Origin of the sequence: Bacillus sp. FSL R7-0646 (genome assembly GCF_037969865.1) — a bacterium.
In the GTDB taxonomy this organism is placed as follows: Bacteria; Bacillota; Bacilli; order Bacillales; family Bacillaceae; genus Bacillus; species Bacillus licheniformis.
This window is the reverse complement of the sequence record NZ_CP150217.1, coordinates 2360541-2380980: the sequence shown is the minus strand read 5'-3', so window position 1 is coordinate 2380980 and position 20440 is coordinate 2360541. Positions and strand designations below refer to the sequence as shown.

The 20440-nt window shown below is 45.3% G+C and carries 22 protein-coding genes; 20 read left to right on the top strand and 2 right to left on the bottom strand.

Annotation, left to right across the window (positions count from 1 at the left end; all coding sequences use genetic code 11):
- The first annotated feature begins 11 nt into the window (after positions 1-11).
- From MKY62_RS12255 to MKY62_RS12245, 3 genes are all read left to right on the top strand, one after another.
- Complete coding sequence (locus MKY62_RS12255) at positions 12-1208, top strand: bifunctional 3,4-dihydroxy-2-butanone-4-phosphate synthase/GTP cyclohydrolase II (RefSeq protein ID WP_003183117.1); 1197 nt, start codon at positions 12-14, stop codon at positions 1206-1208.
- A 34-nt stretch (positions 1209-1242) separates the two neighbouring features.
- The gene (ribE, locus tag MKY62_RS12250) at positions 1243-1707 is read left to right on the top strand and encodes a 6,7-dimethyl-8-ribityllumazine synthase (RefSeq protein ID WP_003183115.1); all 465 of its coding nucleotides are present in this window, start codon (positions 1243-1245) and stop codon (positions 1705-1707) included.
- Between the two features lie 101 nt (positions 1708-1808).
- Positions 1809-2183 carry a GNAT family N-acetyltransferase gene (locus MKY62_RS12245; RefSeq protein WP_003183113.1) on the top strand — a complete coding sequence of 125 codons (375 nt, stop codon included), beginning with the start codon at positions 1809-1811 and terminating at the stop codon, positions 2181-2183.
- A 10-nt stretch (positions 2184-2193) separates the two neighbouring features.
- Here the strand turns inward: MKY62_RS12245 and MKY62_RS12240 are convergent, their stop codons facing one another.
- Both MKY62_RS12240 and MKY62_RS12235 read right to left on the bottom strand, forming a co-directional pair.
- Positions 2194-2715, bottom strand: a complete 522-nt coding sequence (locus tag MKY62_RS12240; RefSeq protein WP_003183111.1) for a DUF309 domain-containing protein — start codon at positions 2713-2715, stop codon at positions 2194-2196.
- A 120-nt stretch (positions 2716-2835) separates the two neighbouring features.
- A complete protein-coding gene (locus MKY62_RS12235) occupies positions 2836-2931 on the bottom strand; it encodes a YjcZ family sporulation protein (protein ID WP_003183108.1) in 96 nt (31 codons plus the stop codon).
- A 182-nt stretch (positions 2932-3113) separates the two neighbouring features.
- Between MKY62_RS12235 and MKY62_RS12230 the strand changes: the two genes are divergently transcribed.
- The 17 genes from MKY62_RS12230 to MKY62_RS12150 all read left to right on the top strand — a co-directional run bounded on the left by MKY62_RS12230 (position 3114) and on the right by MKY62_RS12150 (position 20319).
- Positions 3114-3869, top strand: a complete 756-nt coding sequence (locus MKY62_RS12230) for a segregation/condensation protein A (RefSeq protein ID WP_009327962.1) — start codon at positions 3114-3116, stop codon at positions 3867-3869.
- Positions 3859-4452, top strand: a complete 594-nt coding sequence (scpB, locus tag MKY62_RS12225; protein WP_003183104.1) for an SMC-Scp complex subunit ScpB — start codon at positions 3859-3861, stop codon at positions 4450-4452. The genes MKY62_RS12230 and scpB overlap by 11 nt, the downstream gene beginning before the upstream one ends.
- A gap of 114 nt (positions 4453-4566) precedes the next feature.
- Positions 4567-5058, top strand: a complete 492-nt coding sequence (locus MKY62_RS12220; RefSeq protein WP_003183101.1) for a YpuI family protein — start codon at positions 4567-4569, stop codon at positions 5056-5058.
- 152 nt (positions 5059-5210) lie between these two features.
- On the top strand, positions 5211-6365 hold the full coding sequence (locus MKY62_RS12215) for a D-alanyl-D-alanine carboxypeptidase family protein (RefSeq protein WP_003183098.1): 1155 nt from the start codon (positions 5211-5213) through the stop codon (positions 6363-6365).
- The gene (locus MKY62_RS12210) at positions 6353-6940 is read left to right on the top strand and encodes a nucleoside recognition domain-containing protein (protein WP_003183096.1); all 588 of its coding nucleotides are present in this window, start codon (positions 6353-6355) and stop codon (positions 6938-6940) included. Before MKY62_RS12215 ends, MKY62_RS12210 begins: the two co-directional genes overlap by 13 nt.
- Positions 6941-6944: 4 nt before the next feature.
- Positions 6945-7481 (top strand): spore maturation protein, encoded by a 537-nt coding sequence (locus tag MKY62_RS12205; RefSeq protein WP_003183094.1) that lies wholly within the window; start codon positions 6945-6947, stop codon positions 7479-7481.
- Positions 7482-7639: 158 nt separating this feature from the next.
- Positions 7640-8374 (top strand): 23S rRNA pseudouridine(2605) synthase RluB, encoded by a 735-nt coding sequence (rluB, locus tag MKY62_RS12200; RefSeq protein ID WP_003183092.1) that lies wholly within the window; start codon positions 7640-7642, stop codon positions 8372-8374.
- Between the two features lie 84 nt (positions 8375-8458).
- On the top strand, positions 8459-8995 hold the full coding sequence (locus MKY62_RS12195) for a thiol-disulfide oxidoreductase ResA (RefSeq protein WP_025804811.1): 537 nt from the start codon (positions 8459-8461) through the stop codon (positions 8993-8995).
- A complete protein-coding gene (locus tag MKY62_RS12190; protein ID WP_025804809.1) occupies positions 8995-10623 on the top strand; it encodes a cytochrome c biogenesis protein ResB in 1629 nt (542 codons plus the stop codon). The genes MKY62_RS12195 and MKY62_RS12190 overlap by 1 nt, the downstream gene beginning before the upstream one ends.
- Positions 10624-10648: 25 nt before the next feature.
- Positions 10649-11824 (top strand): c-type cytochrome biogenesis protein CcsB, encoded by a 1176-nt coding sequence (gene ccsB, locus MKY62_RS12185; protein ID WP_003183086.1) that lies wholly within the window; start codon positions 10649-10651, stop codon positions 11822-11824.
- Positions 11825-11968: 144 nt separating this feature from the next.
- On the top strand, positions 11969-12691 hold the full coding sequence (locus tag MKY62_RS12180; RefSeq protein ID WP_003183084.1) for a response regulator transcription factor: 723 nt from the start codon (positions 11969-11971) through the stop codon (positions 12689-12691).
- Positions 12688-14469, top strand: a complete 1782-nt coding sequence (locus tag MKY62_RS12175) for an ATP-binding protein (protein WP_003183082.1) — start codon at positions 12688-12690, stop codon at positions 14467-14469. The genes MKY62_RS12180 and MKY62_RS12175 overlap by 4 nt, the downstream gene beginning before the upstream one ends.
- Before the next feature lie 452 nt (positions 14470-14921).
- The gene (locus tag MKY62_RS12170; protein ID WP_003183080.1) at positions 14922-15623 is read left to right on the top strand and encodes a response regulator transcription factor; all 702 of its coding nucleotides are present in this window, start codon (positions 14922-14924) and stop codon (positions 15621-15623) included.
- A gap of 3 nt (positions 15624-15626) precedes the next feature.
- Positions 15627-17078: a HAMP domain-containing sensor histidine kinase gene (locus MKY62_RS12165; RefSeq protein WP_003183078.1), complete on the top strand. Its 1452-nt coding sequence runs from the start codon at positions 15627-15629 to the stop codon at positions 17076-17078.
- Entirely contained in the window at positions 17075-18208 is a 1134-nt protein-coding gene (locus MKY62_RS12160; RefSeq protein WP_003183076.1) for a WD40 repeat domain-containing protein, read from the top strand. Before MKY62_RS12165 ends, MKY62_RS12160 begins: the two co-directional genes overlap by 4 nt.
- A 331-nt stretch (positions 18209-18539) precedes the next feature.
- Entirely contained in the window at positions 18540-19370 is an 831-nt protein-coding gene (locus MKY62_RS12155; protein WP_003183075.1) for a polysaccharide deacetylase family protein, read from the top strand.
- A 34-nt stretch (positions 19371-19404) separates the two neighbouring features.
- Positions 19405-20319, top strand: a complete 915-nt coding sequence (locus tag MKY62_RS12150) for an LCP family protein (protein ID WP_003183074.1) — start codon at positions 19405-19407, stop codon at positions 20317-20319.
- Positions 20320-20440: the final 121 nt, after the last annotated feature.

Sequence of the window (20440 nt, the reverse complement as noted above, 5' to 3'; positions counted from 1 at the left end):
GCTGTGCGTCTATGTTTCACACAATTGAAGAAGCGATTCGCGATTTGAAGCAGGGAAAAGTCATCATCGTAGTCGATGACGAGAACAGGGAAAACGAAGGCGATTTCGTTGCGCTGGCGGAATACGCAACACCCGATGTAATCAACTTTATGGCTTCGCACGGAAGGGGGTTGATCTGCGCGCCGCTCAATGAAGAGATCGCTTCCCGGCTTGAGCTCCAACCGATGGTGGACGAAAATACCGATTCTCACCACACAGCATTTACGGTCAGTGTCGATCACCGCGATACAAAGACGGGGATTAGCGCTCAGGAGCGGTCGCTGACCGTCATGTCGCTGATCGCTGATCACGCGCATCCGGGTGATTTTAAAAGGCCGGGGCACATTTTCCCCCTGATCGCGAAAAAAGGCGGCGTTTTAAAAAGAGCCGGACATACGGAGGCGGCCGTTGACCTTGCAGAAGCGTGCGGGTCCGCGCCGGCCGGCGTCATCTGCGAAATCATGAATGAAGACGGCACGATGGCAAGGGTGCCTGAACTCAAAAAAATAGCCGATCAGCACGGCTTGAAAATGATCACGATTAAAGATTTGATCGAATACCGCTACAGCAAGGGAACGCTGATCAACCGGGAAGTGAAAATTACGCTGCCTTCCGAATTCGGTACCTTCAAGGTTTACGGCTATACAAACGAAATCGATGACAAAGAACATATAGCACTCGTCAAAGGCGACATACCTTTCGGTGACGAGCCTGTGCTTGTCCGGGTACACTCAGAATGCCTGACGGGCGATGTTTTCGGCTCTTACCGCTGCGACTGCGGCCCGCAGCTTGCCGCTGCGCTCGCGCAAATCGAACAAGCGGGCCGGGGCGTACTCCTGTATTTGAGACAGGAAGGAAGGGGAATCGGCTTAATCAATAAACTGAAAGCTTATAAGCTGCAGGAAGAAGGATACGACACCGTACAGGCTAACGAAAAGCTCGGTTTTCTTCCAGACCTTCGCAACTATGGGATCGGCGCCCAAATCTTAAGGGACCTCGGCGTGAAGCAAATGAAGCTGTTAACGAACAACCCGCGAAAAATTGCAGGTCTCGAAGGCTACGGCCTGACGATCGCAGACAGGGTGCCGCTGCAGATGGAGACAAAAAAAGATAATGAAAAGTATCTAAAAACGAAAAAATCAAAATTGGGGCATATGCTTCATTTTTAAACTAAAATCAATCACAAAAAAGGACGGGATTCATATGAATAAAATAGAAGGTCATGTAATTGGAACAGATTTGAAAATTGGGATCGTTGTGTCAAGGTTCAACGATTTTATTACAAGCAAACTTCTAAGCGGCGCAGAAGACACGCTGTTGAGACATGGGGTCAAAGCTGATGATATTGATGTCGCCTGGGTTCCCGGCGCTTTCGAAATTCCGCTCATCGCCAAAAAAATGGCTGAAACGAAAAAATACGACGCAGTGATTACGCTGGGCACGGTTATCAGAGGAGCGACAAGCCACTATGACTATGTCTGCAATGAAGCGGCTAAGGGGATTGCAGCGAGCAGCATGTCAACAGGCGTTCCGGTGATCTTCGGCGTATTGACGACAGACACGATCGAGCAGGCGGTCGAACGCGCCGGAACAAAAGCCGGAAATAAAGGTGCAGAAGCTGCCGCGGCAGCGATTGAAATGGCGAACCTGACCCGGTCGCTTCAATAATTGCCGAAAAAGAGTTTAAAAAGGTTATAAAAATGTTTATAATGTGATGTGAAGCGACTAGCCTTCGTTAGATCCACATTTTGATATATTGAGGGGTATTTATGTTAATTCGTTATAAAAAGTCATTCGAAAAGATTGCGATGGGGCTCCTTTCGTTTATGCCGAATGAGAAGGACGTCAAGCAGCTTCAGCAGACAATTAAAGACTATGAAACGGACACTGAAAGGCAACTGTTCCTATGGAAAGAAGGCGAGGATATTGTCGGCTGTGTAGGAGTAGAGAAAAGAGAAGAAGAAGTCGAGATCAAGCATATCAGTGTAAATCCGTCTCACCGTCATCAGGGAATCGGCAAAAAAATGGTGTCGGCTATTTCGCCAATATTTGCACCTAAACCGCTGGTTCCGAATGAATTAACTAAAGGATTCTTTGAGCGCTGTCAGGATCATGAAAATGAAGACATCACATATAACCAATGAGCAGAGGCTTCTAGCCTCTGCTCTTTTTTCGCCGCTTGATTTGTTTATCCCTCTCGGCAATTACTTCAGTCCGGTCCCTCAGCCGGTGTTTATCAATGATAAAGGCGTCTGGTGCAGCGTTTGCTCCCCACTCATATGACTTTTTCTCACATTGTTTCCGGCATGCTTTGATCAATGCTTCATCTGCGATCGGGAGCATGATGCTTTCATAAGGGGAATGGGCTTCGATTTTTTGGTGAGTCCGCCTTAACAGTTCGATGAAGCGGCTGTAATCCAATCCGAGCGATTCAACTGCGTCTTTTTCGGACGCCAGGATGCGAATGCTGTTCGCCATTAATCTCTCCGCGCCGGCAAAATTGTTTCTCCGCTGATGATAGAGCGCGACAGCCAGCTGAATCAACCCGACCCAGTGTAATTTCCGCTCGCCGGGAGGGTCCTTTTTCCAATGGTCTTCTAGAATTTCGTGGCACTCAAAATAATCCCTTGCCCCGTGGAATTCGGCGAGGTAATCGATATAAGCTTGGGGATACATCTGACATCCTCCTTTAAGTTTCCGTTAAAGTGTATCATAAGAACGGAACGGAGGAAAAACGGCTGATATATCCAGGCTGTGAAAAAAGCGCCCGGTAACGAACGCTTCTCATCTTTTATGTTAATAGATCCATGCCGCTCCAACAATAATCAACAAAATAAACAGAACGACAATCAAAGCAAATCCTCCGCCGTAGCCGAAGCCTTTACCTCCCATGTTGTTCCCTCCTCAGATTTAAGATTTTACACGGTATTCTATGCAGAATACACTCAAACCGTATAGGCGGATGCCAAAGCTTCTTAAATTATATTGGACTTCATGCAGACGCGTAATTTATACTAAAGGGTAGCCAGTTTTAGCCGGCTTAGAAGCGATTTTGAAAATGGTGAGAAATGAACATGGAATATCAGGTGAAAATCGAGGCGTTTGAAGGGCCCCTGGATCTGCTGCTGCACTTAATCAACCGCCTTGAAATAGACATTTATGACATACCTGTTGCGAAGATAACCGAGCAGTATTTATTATATGTGCACACGATGCGCGAACTTGAGCTCGACGTGGCCAGCGAGTATTTGGTGATGGCTGCGACCCTTCTCAGCATCAAAAGCCGAATGCTTCTTCCAAAGCAGGAAGAAGAGCTGTTTGACGAAGAGTTTCTCGAGGAGGAAGAGGATCCGAGAGAAGAATTGATTGAAAAATTAATAGAGTACAGAAAATACAAAAGTGCCGCGCAAAATTTAAAGGAGCGCGAGGAAGAGCGGCAAAAAGCATTCGCAAAGCCGCCGAGCGATTTAAGCGACTACGCCAAGGAAATCAAACTCAGCGAGCAAAAGCTGTCCGTCACCGTTTACGACATGCTCGGGGCGTTTCAAAAAGTGCTGAACCGCAAAAAAATCAACCGGCCGTCTGAAACAAGAATTTCAAGACAGGAAATACCGATAGAAGAGCGAATGACGCAAATCGTCGACTGTTTGAAATCGTCCCGCAAAAGGATGCATTTTATGGAACTGTTCCCGTATGAACAGAAAGAGCATCTCGTTGTGACGTTTTTGGCGATTTTGGAGCTGATGAAAAACCAGCTGATCATCATTGAACAGGAACACAACTTTTCAGATATTTACATAACAGGGAGTGAAGCGATTCATGACGCTTGATATCGTGAATTGGAAAGCCATTGTCGAAGCGCTTTTGTATGCCGCCGGCGACGAGGGCCTGACAAAAAAACAGCTATTATCCGTTTTGGAGGTCGATGAAGCCGAGCTGCTGGATATTATGCTTGATGTCAAAGAAACCTATGAAAAAGAAGACAGGGGCATCGAGCTTGTCGAGTATGCGGATACGTACATGCTTTCGACCAAAAAAGAATTCGCCGTCTATTTGAAAAAGCTGATCGAAGCCCCTTCAAAAGGGCTTTCTCAGGCTGCGCTCGAGGTTTTGGCCATCGTCTCTTATAAGCAGCCGATCACGAGAGCGGAAGTTGAGGAGATCAGAGGGGTCAAATCTGAACGGATTCTTCAGAGCCTGGTCGCAAAAGCGCTGTTATGCGAAGTCGGACGGGCGGATGGACCGGGCAGGGCGATCTTGTACGGTACAACAGAAACATTTCTGGAACAATTCGGCTTAAAAACGCTTGAAGAGCTTCCGCCGCTGCCCGAAAATGTAGAAGAAGACGGGGTTCAGGAAGAAGCCGATCTGTTCTTCGAAAACTTTAACCAGACGTTCGAAGATTTAAAATAGATTCACCTTAAGGATCGAAGTATGATAATATATATTATCGTATTTTTTATGTTTAATTTCATTCATGAAAGAATACGATTGTAACAAAGCGATGAGGAGAGGGTGCCGACACCAATGGGAAAATCTATGGCAAGAGCCCAAACCGAGCAGGCAGGCGAATTTTTAGCACAGACCGTTCAGACGCTGTGCGATTATTTAAACGAAACGACGCTTTCATCCCTTGAAGCCGAAGAGCCCGGGAGAAGAGATTATTATCGCGATGTCCTCAGCAACTTGAGAAAACTGGCGGTTTACTGTGAAGAAGGGCTTGCGGCCTGCCGAATCAGGCTGCAGCAGGATCCTTTTCAGGAGGCTGCAGCCGAAAGGACGCTCTATCAGGTCTATCATCGATGCATAGAAGAATTTTTTACACCGAAAAAAGATACTTGGTACGAAGACAGCAGAGCGGCCTACACGGGAAAAAACGCCATTTGCTTTCACGAACCAGCGCCGGCCTCATTAAAAAATTTGATGGCTTCGCTTGAAACAGGATATCAATCGATGAGAGAAGAATTGGAATACTATGCGACTGACTATCGAATGAAGATGGTTCAGCCGAGATCATAGCTTAAATGAACCGTGAGCCGGAACTCCCCCTTTCATGAAAGGGGGGTTTTTATCTTGCTTTAGATTTTTCTCGGGAAATCATCCAATTGGTGTTCATAACAAAAAGACAAGCGCATAAACTTGTACAAACAACCACAAGGACGTGAGAAAAAATGCGCTTTTTTCTAAAACAAGCGGCAGCAGCCATCATGATATGCTCTCTTTTATGCTCTTCATACGAAACCGCTCAAGCACAGCCCTCCCTTCATATCAGCGCAAAAAGCGCGATTGTCATGGACGGGCAATCCGGACGGGTTTTGTTTGCAAAGGATGAGCATGAAAAACGGCGCATTGCAAGCATTACGAAGATTATGACAGCCATTTTGGCCGTGGAATCGGGCAAATTGGATGAGACGGTCACGGTCAGCGACAGAGCGGTCAGGACAGAGGGATCATCGATCTATTTAACAAGCGGGCAAAAGGTGAAGCTGAAGGACCTTGTTTACGGTTTGATGCTGAGATCGGGAAATGATGCAGCCGTTGCGATTGCCGAACATGTGGGCGGAAGCCTGGAAGGCTTTGTCTACATGATGAATCAAAAAGCGGCCGAGCTCGGCATGGAAAACACCCTGTTCCGCAATCCGCACGGACTTGATGACCACCCTGATCACTATTCCTCGGCCTATGATATGGCGCTTTTAACAAAATATGCGATGACAAATGAAACGTACAAAAAAATCGCCGGAACGAAACGCTATAAAGCAGAAACGATGCAAGGCATCTGGAGAAATAAAAACAAGCTTTTAACAGGGCTTTACAAATACAGTACAGGCGGGAAGACGGGATATACAAAGCTTGCAAAGCGTACGCTCGTCTCCACTTCATCGAAAGACGGAACCGATTTGATCGCCGTCACAATCAATGCCCCTGACGACTGGAATGATCATATGAACATGTTCAACTATGTATTCGGCCACTACAAAACATATATCATCGCCAAAAAAGGCGAGATTCCGAAATTAAAAGACTCTTTTTACGGAAATAAAGCTTTTATTAAACGGGATGTCACATATCTTTTAAACGAAGAGGAAAAAGAAGATGTGAAGGTTGATATCGAGCTTCTTGAACCGAAAAAATCATGGCGTAAAAACAAAAAAGAAATCCCGGACATCATCGGAGAAATGAACGTCATGTTCGACGGAAAAACGATTGCAAGCGTACCGATCTATTATGAAAACGAGCGAAACAAAAAACCGAAAAAATCGTTTTTCGAGACCTTTCAATCCGTATTCCAAAAAGCGGCGGGCGGTTCATCATGGTCAATATAATCTGGGTCGGCTTAACGGTGATCGGTCTGGTGTTTGCGCTTTTCAACGGAACGGTTCAGGAAGTTAATGAAGCTGTATTTAAAGGATCGAAGGAAGCCGTCACGATTGCGATCGGACTGATGAGCGTCCTTGTTTTTTGGCTGGGGCTGATGAAAATCGCTGAACAGTCCGGGCTTCTCGAAAAATTCAGCAGGCTGTGCCGGCCGTTCATTTCAAAGCTGTTTCCCGAGATCCCTCCGGATCATCCGGCGATGGGATATATTTTATCCAATTTAATGGCCAACTTTTTCGGATTGGGCAATGCAGCGACACCGCTCGGTATTAAAGCGATGGAACAGATGAAGGCGCTCAACCGGAACCGCAGGGAAGCGAGCCGCTCAATGATCACCTTTCTGGCGGTCAATACGTCAAGCATTACCTTGATTCCGACGACCGTCATCGCGGTCAGGATGACATATGATGCAAAGGCGCCGACAGACATCGTCGGTCCGACCATTTTGGCGACTTTAATATCGGGGATCTTTGCGATCTTCATCGACCGATACTTTTATTATAGAAGAAAAAAGAAGGGGTGAGCATTTGGAATTCATCAACTGGCTTTCTCTGGCCCTTATCCCGTTTATCATCGCCACGATTCTGCTATACGGTACATTCAAAAAAGTTCCGACTTATGAAGCGTTTGTTGAGGGGGGGAAGGAAGGAATCCAAATTGCATTTTCCATTATCCCTTATTTAGTCGGTATGCTTGTAGCGATCACGGTTTTCCGGGCTTCAGGGGCGCTCGATTTTTTTATGAATCTTTTAAAGCCCGTGTTTTCCGCCGTGGGAATTCCGACGGAAGTGGTTCCGCTGGCTCTGATCCGGCCGATTTCGGGAACGGCAGCGCTCGGCATGACGACCGATTTGATCGCCGTTTACGGGCCCGATTCGTTCATCGGCCGGCTGGCCTCTGTCATGCAGGGATCGACAGACACGACTCTGTACGTTTTGACCGTCTATTTCGGAGCGGTCGGAATCAAGAAAATGGGGGATGCTTTAAAGGTGGGACTGCTTGCTGATTTAGCGGGGGTTATCGCGTCTGTAATTATTGTAACATTGCTGTTTGGAAGCGCCTGATCAACAGGCGCTTTTTGCTTTTTAGCCAAAACTGTTTTACTTTTGAGGTGAGAAAGGATACATTTAAGGGCGGAGTGCTACTTTCCTAAGGAAGAAGGCGCCTCGCAAACTTGTTTGTTGGTCTGGAAAAAAGTAAGATAATACATGAGGTGAAAGATATGGAACGACTTCAAAAAGTAATCGCCCACGCCGGTATCGCATCGAGGCGGAAGGCGGAGGAGCTTATAAAAGAAGGGAGAGTCACGGTCAACGGCAAAACCGTCAGAGAGCTTGGCGTTAAAGTATCAAGCTCCGATCGGATTGAGGTAAACGGCATCCAGCTTGAAAGCGAAGAACCCGTTTATTTTCTCCTGTATAAACCGAGAGGGGTTATATCAGCAGTTAAAGACGACAAAGGCCGGAAAGTTGTGACCGACTTTTTCACCGAGGTGGAGGAGCGGATTTATCCGATCGGAAGGCTTGATTATGATACGAGCGGCCTCTTATTGCTAACGAATGACGGGGACTTCGCCAATAAATTGATGCACCCGAAATACGAAATTAATAAAACGTATGTAGCAAAGCTGAAAGGCATTCCTTTAAAGGAGAATTTAAAAAAACTTGAGCGGGGCGTGCGCCTTGAGGATGGAAAGACAGCTCCTGCAAAAGTGAAGCTTTTGTCGCTTGATAAGAAAAAGCAGACAAGCATCGTCCAAATCACGATCCATGAGGGGCGAAACCGCCAGGTCAGGAGAATGTTTGAAGCCATCGGACACGAGGTGCTCAAGCTGAAAAGGGAAGAGTATGCTTTTTTGAACCTGGCGGGCTTGAAAACAGGGGAAAAAAGAGAGCTTACGCCTCATGAAGTCAAAAGGCTCAGGGCATTGGCAGAACACGGTAAAGCGGCTTTCTAAATTTTCACACAACCTTCAAAAAAGGCAAATGGCAGTCAGTCTTGAGATGATATAATGATACTGAATGTCTACATGAGGGGGCGGATTATGAAAAAAAAGCGTTTTTACATTCGGACAGGCATCCTCCTTGTGCTGCTTGCAGCGCTTGGCTACACGCTGTACAGCGCCGTGTTTCAAAACACGGAGAGTGTGGCGGTGGGGGAAAAAGCTCCCATTTTTTCGCTGGAGGATGTTGACGGCAACCGTCTCAAACTGGACGAACTAAAAGGCAAAGGGGTATTTTTAAACTTTTGGGGAACATGGTGCGAACCATGCAAAAGAGAATTTCCTTATATGGCGAATCAATACAAGGTGTTTAAGGATAAAGGGGTGGAAATCGTCGCCGTCAATGTCGGCGAATCGAACCTCGCCGTCCGAAACTTTATGAAAGACCACGGCGTCAATTTTCCGGTTGTGCTTGATAAAGACAGGCAGGTCCTTAACGCATATGATGTCACACCGCTGCCGACCACGTTTTTGATCAACCCTGACGGAGAGATTGTCAAGGTCGTGACGGGCGAGATGACAGAACGGATGATCCACGATTATATGAATATGATCAAACCAGAGGGATCGTCATGATGAAAGAAATCAAATGCGAATGCGGCCATGTGAATCCGGCGGGTACCGTTTTGTGTGAATCGTGCGGAAAGCCGCTGGTCAAACAGGATGCCAAACTCCTTGACATGCGGTATGACGGAAGTGCGAGACGCTCTCAAACCTATAATAAAACGATCGTAGATAAAATATGGAATTTCTTTTCGTCTGTAAAGGTCGGCGTCTGGCTGATCGTCATTACGCTGACAGCATCCGCTTTTGGAACGATATTTCCGCAGGAAATGTTCCTGCCGCCGGGTGCGCAGGCTGATACATACTACAGCGAACAATACGGGCTTCTCGGACAAATCTATTATGCTCTCGGTTTTCACAATCTCTACGGTTCATGGTGGTTTATTATTCTGGTTGCCTCAATCGGCATTTCGCTTGTCATCTGCAGCCTTGACCGGGTCGTTCCTTTGTACAGGGCTCTGAAAAACCAGGGCGTCACGCGAAATCCGAACTTTATGGAGAGGCAGCGCCTATTCAGCCGGACGGAAGCGGACATGTCTGAGGACACAAAATCGCAAATCATCGGTAAGCTGAAGAAAAAACGATACCGCGTCAAGGAAGAAAACGGCAACCTATTTGCCGAAAAAGGCCGTTTTTCAAGGTGGGGCCCATATGTTAACCATATCGGACTGATTATATTCCTCATCGGGGTCATGCTCAGATTTGTCCCGGGCATGTATGTCGACGAAACCCTTTGGATCAGGGAAGGGGAAACGGTGCCAATTCCGGGAACTGACGGCCATTACTATTTGAAAAACAACCGGTTTATAAAAGAAATGTACGACAGTGAAAAAGAAAAAGAAGTATTTTCAGAGGCGATCACCAAAGCTGGTGACGGGACTGTCGCAAAAACATATCAAACCGATGTTGAACTGTATGAAAGAAAAAATGACAGCCTGCCGGGCGAAGCGCCTGAATTGAAGAAAGTGAAAAACGGCAAGATCAAGGTCAATGACCCGTTGAAATTCGGTTCATATGCACTCTATCAGCTGACATACAAGGAAGGCGAGCTCGACAGAATGGTGTTTCAGCTGATTGAAAAAGACAGCGGGAAATCCTTCGGCAAAGTGGCAATCGACCTCTTGGAGCCGAAACCGGAATATGATCTTGGTAACGGTTACAAAGTTCATATAGCAAGCTACCTGCCGGACTTTTATTTTAACAAAGACGGGGAACCGAGCACGAAAACGAGGAATCCGAACAATCCGGCATTTGTATTCCAGATCACCGCACCGGATAAGCCTAAAGGAGAAAAAAGTTTCGTGGCGATTCAGGAAACAATCGAAGGTTCTGACGACAATAAATACAAAATGAAGTTTGACCATGTCGAAACGAAGAATCTCTCAGGCCTCACAATTAGAAAAGATTTGACTTTGTGGGTGCTCATTGTCGGCGGTGCCATCTTTATGATCGGCGTCATTCAGGGGATGTACTGGCACCATAGAAGGATCTGGCTCAGAACGCTGGACGGGCATGTGCTCGTCGCCGGACATACGAACAAAAACTGGTACGGGCTGAAGCAGGACTTGAAGGCCGCGCTCGCGGATACGGGGATATCCGAACCGGCCGATCAAAAAGAACTGTCAAAGGAAAAAAAATAAACGGCCAGCATAGGGAGGGGTTTTCATGGCAGAGTTAAGCGGCAATTTATTGTACGCGGCATTTCTCTTGTATCTCTCAGCGGTCTTCTTTTTTGGCGGCTCCATCAGGAGCAAGGCTTCAGACCGGAAGAAGAAGAACCGCTGGGCATCGATCGCAGTGTTGATCACGATCATCGGATTTGTATGCCAGTTTGGATATTTTATTGCGAGATGGATCGTTTCCGGACACGCGCCGGTCAGCAATCTCTTTGAATTTACAACTGCTTTCAGCATGATGCTCGTCCTGGCGTTCATCATCATCTACTTTATTTACAAGCTGTCTGCATTGGGACTGTTTACGCTTCCCGTTGTCCTGCTTTTGATCGCATATGCCAGCATGTTTCCGACCGATATCACACCGCTGATTCCGTCGCTTCAAAGCAACTGGCTGTATATTCATGTCACGACTGCAGCCCTCGGGCAGGCGATTCTCGCCATCAGCTTTGTCGCCGGCGTGATCTTTCTGCTCAAGCATGTGGATCATTCAAAGCCGGGCAAAAAAACGTTCTGGCTCGAATGTGTCATGTTTATGCTTGTGACAACGCTCGCGTTTATCCTTGTGACGACCTCATTCCGCATTGGGGGCTATGAGGCGCAGTTTAAGTGGATTGATAAAGACAACCAGGAAGACGTCATGATTTACGAGCTTCCCGCTCTTATCGGCCCGAATAAAGGAGAACTTTTAACGGAGGAGAGAATGGAGCCGCTTGTCAATGTGCCGCCCATTTTTTCAGGCCGGAAGCTGAATACCGTTCTCTGGTCGTTTGGAACCGGCGCCTTGCTTTACGGTGTCATCAGGCTGATCATCAGAAAACGCATCAGTCAGCTTCTTCAGCCGCTCGTGAAAAATGTGAACCTTGACCTTGTCGATGAAATCGGCTATCGCTCCGTTTCGATCGGCTTTCCGGTTTTTACGCTTGGCGCGCTTATTTTCGCGATGATATGGGCACAGCTGGCGTGGAGCAGATTCTGGGGCTGGGATCCGAAAGAAGTCTGGGCGCTGATTACATTTTTGTTTTATGCAGCTTATCTGCATCTCAGGCTTTCGAGAGGCTGGCACGGCGAAAAATCGGCGTGGCTCGCCGTCATCGGTTTTGCCATTATTATGTTTAATCTTATTTTTGTAAACCTTGTCATCGCCGGGCTTCACTCTTATGCATGATCCGTGCGGTGCAGGAAGGTCCGGGCTTTTCACCGGGCCTTCCGCAGCTTTTTGTTTTAAATTGAGGAAAGGCATTCTTGGCTTGGCTTACAATCGCTTTTCTAATAAAATGAATGTAAGAAGATTCAAATCAGGAGGTTTACGATGGAACAGACGAAAGAGACAAAAATATTAGTAGTAGATGATGAGGCAAGAATCAGACGACTTTTAAAAATGTACCTTGAAAGGGAAAACTACAAGATCGAAGAAGCCGAGAATGGCGATGAAGCCATCGACAAAGCCCTCGGCAACGATTACGATTTAATCCTGCTCGATTTGATGATGCCGGGAACCGACGGCATTGAAGTATGCCGCCAAGTACGCGATAAAAAAGCCACTCCGATCATCATGCTGACGGCGAAAGGCGAAGAAGCGAACCGGGTGCAGGGCTTTGAAGTCGGAACCGATGACTACATTGTGAAACCTTTCAGTCCGAGGGAAGTGGTGCTGAGAGTCAAGGCGCTCCTAAGAAGATCATCGCAAACCTCTTACCTGAATACGGATACAACGGCAAAAAATGTGCTTGTTTTTTCTCACTTATCCATTGATCACGATGCTCACAGAGTCATGGCGGACGGAACGGAAGTCAGCCTGACGCCGAAAGAATACGAACTGCTTTACTTTCTGGCCAAAACCCCTGATAAAGTATACGATCGTGAAAAGCTGCTGAAGGAAGTATGGCAATACGAGTTTTTCGGCGACTTGAGAACGGTCGATACCCATGTTAAACGTTTACGTGAAAAATTGAACAAAGTCTCGCCGAAAGCTGCGAAAAAAATCGTAACAGTATGGGGCGTCGGGTATAAATTTGAGGTCGGAAACGAATGAAGTTTTGGAAGAGCGTAGTCGGTAAACTGTGGTTTACCATACTGCTTTTGGTTTCATTTGTCTTATTTATCCTTACGTTCTTTCTGCTCGAGTTTATTGAAAACTACCATGTAGATGAAGCGGAAGCTGATTTGACAAAGCTCGCCAGCAAGGTGGCCGTCATCATGGAAAACCATAAAGACCAGGAGACAGCCAGATCGATTACATGGGAGCTTGCCGATGAACTGACGAGCATCGCCGTCATCAAAAATGAGAATGAATATTGGTATTCACCGCGGGAACATCAAAAAGTGGCTTCCATCACATTAAAAGATATTAAAAACGATCCAGATCTGAACGAAGCGCTTCGCAAGCATCAAAAAGTGCAGAAGAGGACGGTTATCTCCAATCAAAAGAACGATCAGCTGATTGTCGGCGTACCCTACGGGAAAGGCGAAGATGAAGGCATGGTGTTTCTTTCTCAATCGCTTCTTGCCGTCAAGGATACGACACAGCATACGACGAGGTATATCCTCTTTGCCGCTGCGATTGCGATTGTGTTAACGACGATTTTCGCTTTCTTCCTCTCAAGCCGGATTACCTACCCGCTCAGAAAAATGCGGCAGGGTGCCCAGGACTTGGCGAAAGGGAAGTTTGATACGAAGATTCCGATTCTGACCCAGGATGAAATCGGCGAGCTGGCGATTGCCTTTAACCAAATGGGGCGCCAGCTGAAGTTTCACATTACGGCACTCAATCAGGAAAAGGAGCATTTGTCGAATATCTTAAGCAGTATGGCCGACGGCGTGATCACCATTAATATCGACGGGACAATCCTTGTGACAAACCCTCCGGCTGAACGCTTTTTACAGGCTTGGTATTATGAGCAGAACATGAATGTAAAAGAAGGCCATGAACTGCCTCCCGAAGCGCGAGAGCTTTTTCAAAACACCGTCAGCACGGAGAAAGAGCAGATGATTGAAATGACCCTGCAAGGCAGAACATGGGTGCTGCTCATGAGTCCGCTGTACAATCAGTCCCATGTACGCGGAGCGGTTGCCGTGTTGAGGGATATGACGGAGGAAAGACGGCTTGATAAGCTGAGAAAAGATTTTATCGCCAATGTCAGCCATGAGCTGAGAACACCGATTTCGATGCTTCAAGGGTACAGTGAAGCGATCGTTGACGACATCGCAAGCTCTGAGGAAGAAAAAAAGGAAATCGCCCAGGTCATCTATGACGAGTCTTTAAGAATGGGAAGGCTTGTGAATGATTTGCTGGACCTTGCCAGAATGGAGGCGGGGCATATTTCCTTAAATGTTGAACCGGTGGAGCTCCGCGAGTTTTTTGAGAGAGTGTTCAGAAAGTTTTACGGAGTGGCCGGGGACAAAAATATTACGCTTTCTCACAATCTTGATCTGCATGAAGCAAAATTTGTGTTTGATCCGGACAAAATGGAGCAGGTTTTAACCAACCTGATTGACAACGCGATCCGCCATACAAATGCCGGGGGCACCGTTCATGTCGATGTGCAGTCTGCTGAAAGCGGGCTGAAGATTGCCGTGAAAGACTCCGGCAGCGGGATTCCCGAAGAGGATCTGCCGTTTATTTTTGAACGCTTTTATAAGGCCGATAAAGCAAGGACGAGAGGAAAAGGCGGGACTGGCCTCGGGCTTGCGATCGTCAAAAACATCGTCGATGCACACAACGGATCGATCACCGTCCACAGCATGCTGAACGAAGGTACTTCCTTCACGTTCTACATTCCAAGAAATAAGCAGGATGATGGCCAAATTTGACGAAGAATCTTGTTCCATACGAAACAAAGAGCACCTGTTCATACAGAACAGGTGCTCAGTTATTTGAGGGCAAAATGTATCCAATTTGTAAAATTTCTGTATATCCTGAAACGTTTATGCCTTTGTAGCCGATGAAAGAGTGAGAATTTCAGGAAGACAGATGAGCGTCTAAGAGGAGATGAAAGAAGAATTTAGGACAACCGCAAACTTTATCATAGTGAAAACCGCATATGGAAATGGCCGCTCCCGTTCTGGTAATCTATACAAGGCGGTTCGCTTTTTACTGCACACACTAAAGTCCGCCAGCCATTCCCAATAAGAGTGGGATGACTGAAGGGCTGTCAAATGAAGACTTTGGTTTGGATTTATGTATAATCTCTATAGAAGGATGCGAGAAACAAAAGAGATTTTTTAGATAAAATAAGCATGAAACAGGGAATGAGTGATGACTGATGGAAAAAACAAAAATACTGATTATTGAAGATGATGAAGCAATTGCTGATTTGCTTTCATACGGGCTGACGTCCGAAGGCTTTGAAACGTGCACGGTCAATAACGGTTCTTCAGGAATGAGGAAACTAGATCAGTTCAAACCTGACCTTCTGCTCCTCGATTGGATGCTGCCGGACTGCAGCGGATTGGATATTTGCAAAAAAGTGACCGAAAGCTGTAATATTCCAATACTGATGATTACCGCAAAATCAGATATCACGGATAAAATACTGGGGTTGGAATTCGGGGCCGATGACTATATTACAAAGCCGTTTGATCTGCGCGAAGTTGTCGCGAGAATACGCACGATCCTTCGGCGTCTGGAACAAGCCCATCATGTGAACGAACGGGAAACGGAAAAAGTGGATGAGATCCGGTTTAAAAATATTGTGATCGTTCCGGGCGAAAGACTGGTGAAAAAAGACGGGGCAGCCGTCGAATTAACTCCAAAAGAATATGATCTGCTAATGACTTTGGTTGACCATCGGGGAAAAGTTTTTACCCGTTCAGAGCTTTTGGAATTCATCTGGGGATACGATTTTTTCGGTGACACCCGTACAGTCGATACCCATATTCAAAGACTCCGCAAAAAGCTTGATGCAAGCGACTTGATTAAAACAGTGTTCGGCATCGGATATAAATTCGAGAAGCAGGAGGAGTAGAGAGTGTTACGGACCATCAAGGGCAAGTTTATTGTTGGCTTTTTTCTGATTTTTTCTCTCTCTTTCCTTGTGCTCAATCACACGGTTAAGAACGTCATTTGGTCGAGTAACGAAAAAATTGTAACATCGGATTTAGTCGAACTGAAAAAAAACAGTACCGTCTATGTAAACCAAGCATTTTTAATCAATCACTATAAAAACAATGAACTTTATTTCGGTGATATGGCCGATGAAATGGTAGATAATTTAAATCACTCCACAGGAAGCAATGTCGGTGTTTATACAGTAGATGGCGCATTGTTGTCTTCTTCTGATCAGAAGGTGTTTTCCAGAGGGAGTGATGAAGATCTTCAACAGGCGATCAAAGGAAAGACTGCCTATCATATCACCTATAACCGGAATAAAGCAAAAGTGTTTTTCTCATATCCGGTTGTCATTGAAGGCACAAAAGTAGGCATATTACGCTTTTCGAAAAATTTCGACCTGCTGTATAAGCAGAGCGGAGAGATTCTGGATATTGTTTTTTATATCGCGCTTGCAATATTTGTGGCGGCGTTCCTTTTCTCCTATATCCTGTCCAGACATATCACGATTCCGCTCGTCAAGCTGACAGATGCCACCTCACAAGTCAAGAAGGGTAAGCTGGATATGGATATCCACTTTAATAGAAAAGATGAGATTGGCCAGCTTGCCGTCAACTTTAACGATATGATCAGCAGGATTCGGGAACAAATTTTAACCATCGAAAGGGATCGCGACCGTCTAAAAGAACTTAACGAACAAGAAAAACGGTTTTTTGATAATATGACGCATGAGCTGAAAACACCTCTGACTTCCATCCAAGGATATGCTGAGATCATAAAAGATAAAGGGGAAGCGGACCGGAAATTTTTTGATAAAGGAATGAACCACATTGTCGAAGAAAGCCGGCGCCTGCATAATTTGGTGATCAAGCTTCTTGAAGTATCCCGGGAAACGTCCAAGAGTGCTCAATTTGACAGGATCGACGCAGGCGAAATTTTAAAAGATGTTTGCGAGTCGATGAAATTTCGGGCAGAACGGTATAAGAAAAGGATCACCTGTGACATTGAAGATGGCCTGTACGTTCTTGGTGAGGTGAGCAGGCTGCGCCAGCTTTTTATCAATCTGCTGGACAACGCCATCAAATACAGCTTATCTCATTCGGAAATCATCATTAAGGCCGAAATCGTTGGAGAAAACATTCTTTTTACATTCAAGAATCCAAGCGATCCATTGGAAAATGACCAACACACCAAAATGTTCCAACCTTTTTATTCAGTCAATCAGAAGATTAAGGAAGAAGGAAGTGTAGGTTTGGGATTAAGCATTGTGAAAACAATTGTTGACGAACACGGAGGAACAATCGAGATGTTCTACAAAGAAAACCACACAGTGATTCAAGTTGAATTAGCTTACGCAAAGGTTGAGAAATGATGAAAAACAAACCGTTTATTATATGGGCAGGAGTGCTGCTGTTTCTGATCATTATCGTGTCCTGTTATAATGTCGGAAAAAGATCGGAAACGATTATTATCCCAAGCGGGGAAGAAAATCATATCTATGACCAGAAGACCCGCCCTTTTCAAGTCAATACGATCTATCGTCTTCCAAAAGTCGGGCAGCTGCTCGGGTGGTCTTCACCGGATTCCGTTGTCGGTTTTTTCAAGGGAGAAGGGACATCCGAACGTACAGCGCACAGTCTTCAGCGCCTTTCCTCCCCCTATGAAAAAGCTGAAATCGTAAAAGGCATTGAAAGCAACACGTCCAACCTAAAAATGTCTCCAGACGGAAAGCGTATCGCCGGAGTCACTTTGTCATTAAGTAAGGCATCAATGCAGCTGTTTTCGCCGGCGAGCGGGAAAAAAACAGAAATCGCCAGCACCTCCGCCAGCAATGAGGTCTATGTCCAAGATGTTTCATGGTCAAATAATAGCAGATACGTTTGCTATCTTGTTTTAGATGTCGGGCAGGGGGATGAGACCGGCCTTCGTGTTTATGATACGGCTTCCGGAACGCTTAAAACGTATTCATTGAATGATTTTGCGGAGAAGGATTCGCTTACCGGAGTTAACATCTCCGATAATGGACGAGATTTGCTGTTTACCGTGTTGCAGCGTTCCGACGAGTACGGGATCAGAATGGGAACCATTGACGGCAGCCGCATTAAAATCGAGGACAAGCGTCTGGACAGCCGCGGCGGGCCTGTTTGGTTAAACAATGATCAATTTGTATTCCTGGACACCGGGGAAACCCTGTGCGAATATGATCGCAGAAACGGAGAGCTTTCTGCTCTGCTCGATAAAGTAACTGTTTTTAAATTCTCAAACGACTTTAAGAAAATCGCTTACTCTTTAAAGGATGAAGACAATATCTATGCAGGTAAGCTTCAGGGGAAAAATATCCTCTATGAAGAACCGATATACCACGGCACCATCCCTTCGGAAATATTTTGGAGTCCGGACGGCAACAGCCTGCTTGTTAACGCTCAATACCAGTACCCTGCCATGGAGAGTGCATCCGTGCGATTTTTAGAAGAGCAAGCTTATATCATCACATTTAAATAATTGTTCGTTCTCCACTTTAATATCAGGCAAAAAAACCTTATTTCGGCATTTAACCGAAATAAGGTTTTTCTTTTGTAAAGACTTCTTTCACTTTTTTTGCAGGGTAATTAGCCTGATTATCATTCCTCAAAAAATGATGTTTTTCTTCTTTTTGTGACATTTTGTTTACAAGTTGGTCGAACTTCTGCGATATCTTCCTCTTATATTTAAAGAGCATCCTTCTTATAGAACTTTGTCTTCAAAAATAGCAGCTTAAAAAATTGTCACTTGTGAGTGACGAGTTTAAAAGAAACCTAGTGATTGTTAATTAAAGTCTAAGGAGTTGGAAAAAGTGTCAAATTCACCAAAAGAAGATCATAAATTGAGCGCACTAGGAAAATTAGTGCTAGGTATGTTGATTGTATTCGGTGTGACTTTGTTATGCATTTCTTGGAATGCGCTTGCCGGCCCAAAGCAGGAACCGATAAAAGAAAATTCCGCGGCTTCAGCATCGGTGCCGGGAGGCAAACATAAAGCAGAGAAAAAAGAAAGTAAGCAAACAGCGCCGGAAATCGGAAAGGTCGTCTATTTGTCATTTGATGACGGTCCGAATCCTGCGGCTTCAGATAAAATCTTAAGTTTGCTCGATAAGTATCATGCGAAAGCTACATTTTTCATGTTAAAACCGAATATTGAACAAAATCCCGATATTGTGAAGAAAATGGTTGAAAACGGCCATTCTGTCGGCTCTCACGGAGTGACGCATCAAGTATCGAAAATCTATAAATCTCCTGAAAGCTTCGCGGCAGAAATGAATGATACGCTTAAAGCCATCAAAGAAACGACCAACGTTGACACACATTTGATCAGATCGCCTTACGGATCAAAGCCCTATATCACCGGTCCATTTCAAGAAGTCATTAAGCGCGACCATTTTAACCTTTGGGACTGGACTGTTGATTCAGAGGACTGGAAATCTGCAAATACAAACGGTCAATTCGTGAATAATGTGATTCAGCAAGTCAATAACCTTTCCGGTGTTGAGCCGCTAGTTGTATTGATGCATGAAAAACCGACAACTGCGGCCCATTTAGAGAAACTATTGAAATACTTCCAAGAAAACGGATATGAAATGAAGCCCATTCATGATTCGATAAAACCGGTTCATTTCAGATGGAATTAAAAAATATGAGATGCATCAACAAGGAAGGGATACTATGGTAAAAATGAGAAAAGGAAAACTAAAGATGAAAAATGTGATATTGTTTGTCCTCGCGCTAGTGATAACGATCGGCAGTGTGGTGTCATACGGGATTTACCGTACAGTCGCCAAATCAATAAATGGAATGTACGAACCTCTTCATCGGGATGCCGAGCAGAAGGATACTGCTCCGCACGATCCTATATCCATTCTTTTATTGGGGATAGATGAGCGCCCCGGTGATAAAGGACGCCCGGATTCTATGATTGTAATGACTGTTAACCCGAAGACAAAGAAAACGACAATGACCAGTATTCCGCGTGATACAAGGGTGTTTATCAAATCAAAAAATAAATTTTCGAAAATGAATTCGGCTTATACGTATGGCGGAATTGAAGGAACCGTTGAAACTGTAGAACAATTTTTGAACATTCCAATCAATTATTATATCAAAATCAATATGGATGGGTTTAAAGATATAGTAGATGCGATTGGCGGCGTAACGGTGGATAATCGGATTGATTTCACCCTTGAAGGCGTGCATCTGTCAAAAGGGAAGCAGCATCTTGACGGCAAAACAGCATTGACATATGCCCGGATGAGAAAAGACGATCCCCGCGGTGATTTTGGGCGTCAAGAGCGTCAGCGTGAGATTATCAACGAAATTATTCATGAAGGTGCACAATTAAAATCATTAACAAACTATCAGGAGATTTTGGCAGCATTAGAAAAAAACATCAAAACAAACTTAACACTGGACAAGATGATCGATATTCAAAGTTCTTATAAAGAAGCTGCTAAAGATATTAAGCAGGTAGAAATTGAAGGTGAAGACAAAAAAGTTGACGGCTTATGGTATCACCTAGTGACTGACGAAAAGAGAATGGAGATTTCCAAAAAGCTTCGCCAACAATTGGACTTAAAGTCATAAACGGATTGAAATCAGTTCATTTCAGCGGATCCGCAACGCTCCGGTCAGGAGAACGAAAGCCTTGTAAGGGCACAGCTTAGTGAAAATGTGGGCTCCTATAACCTTGGCACCTGTTCATTTA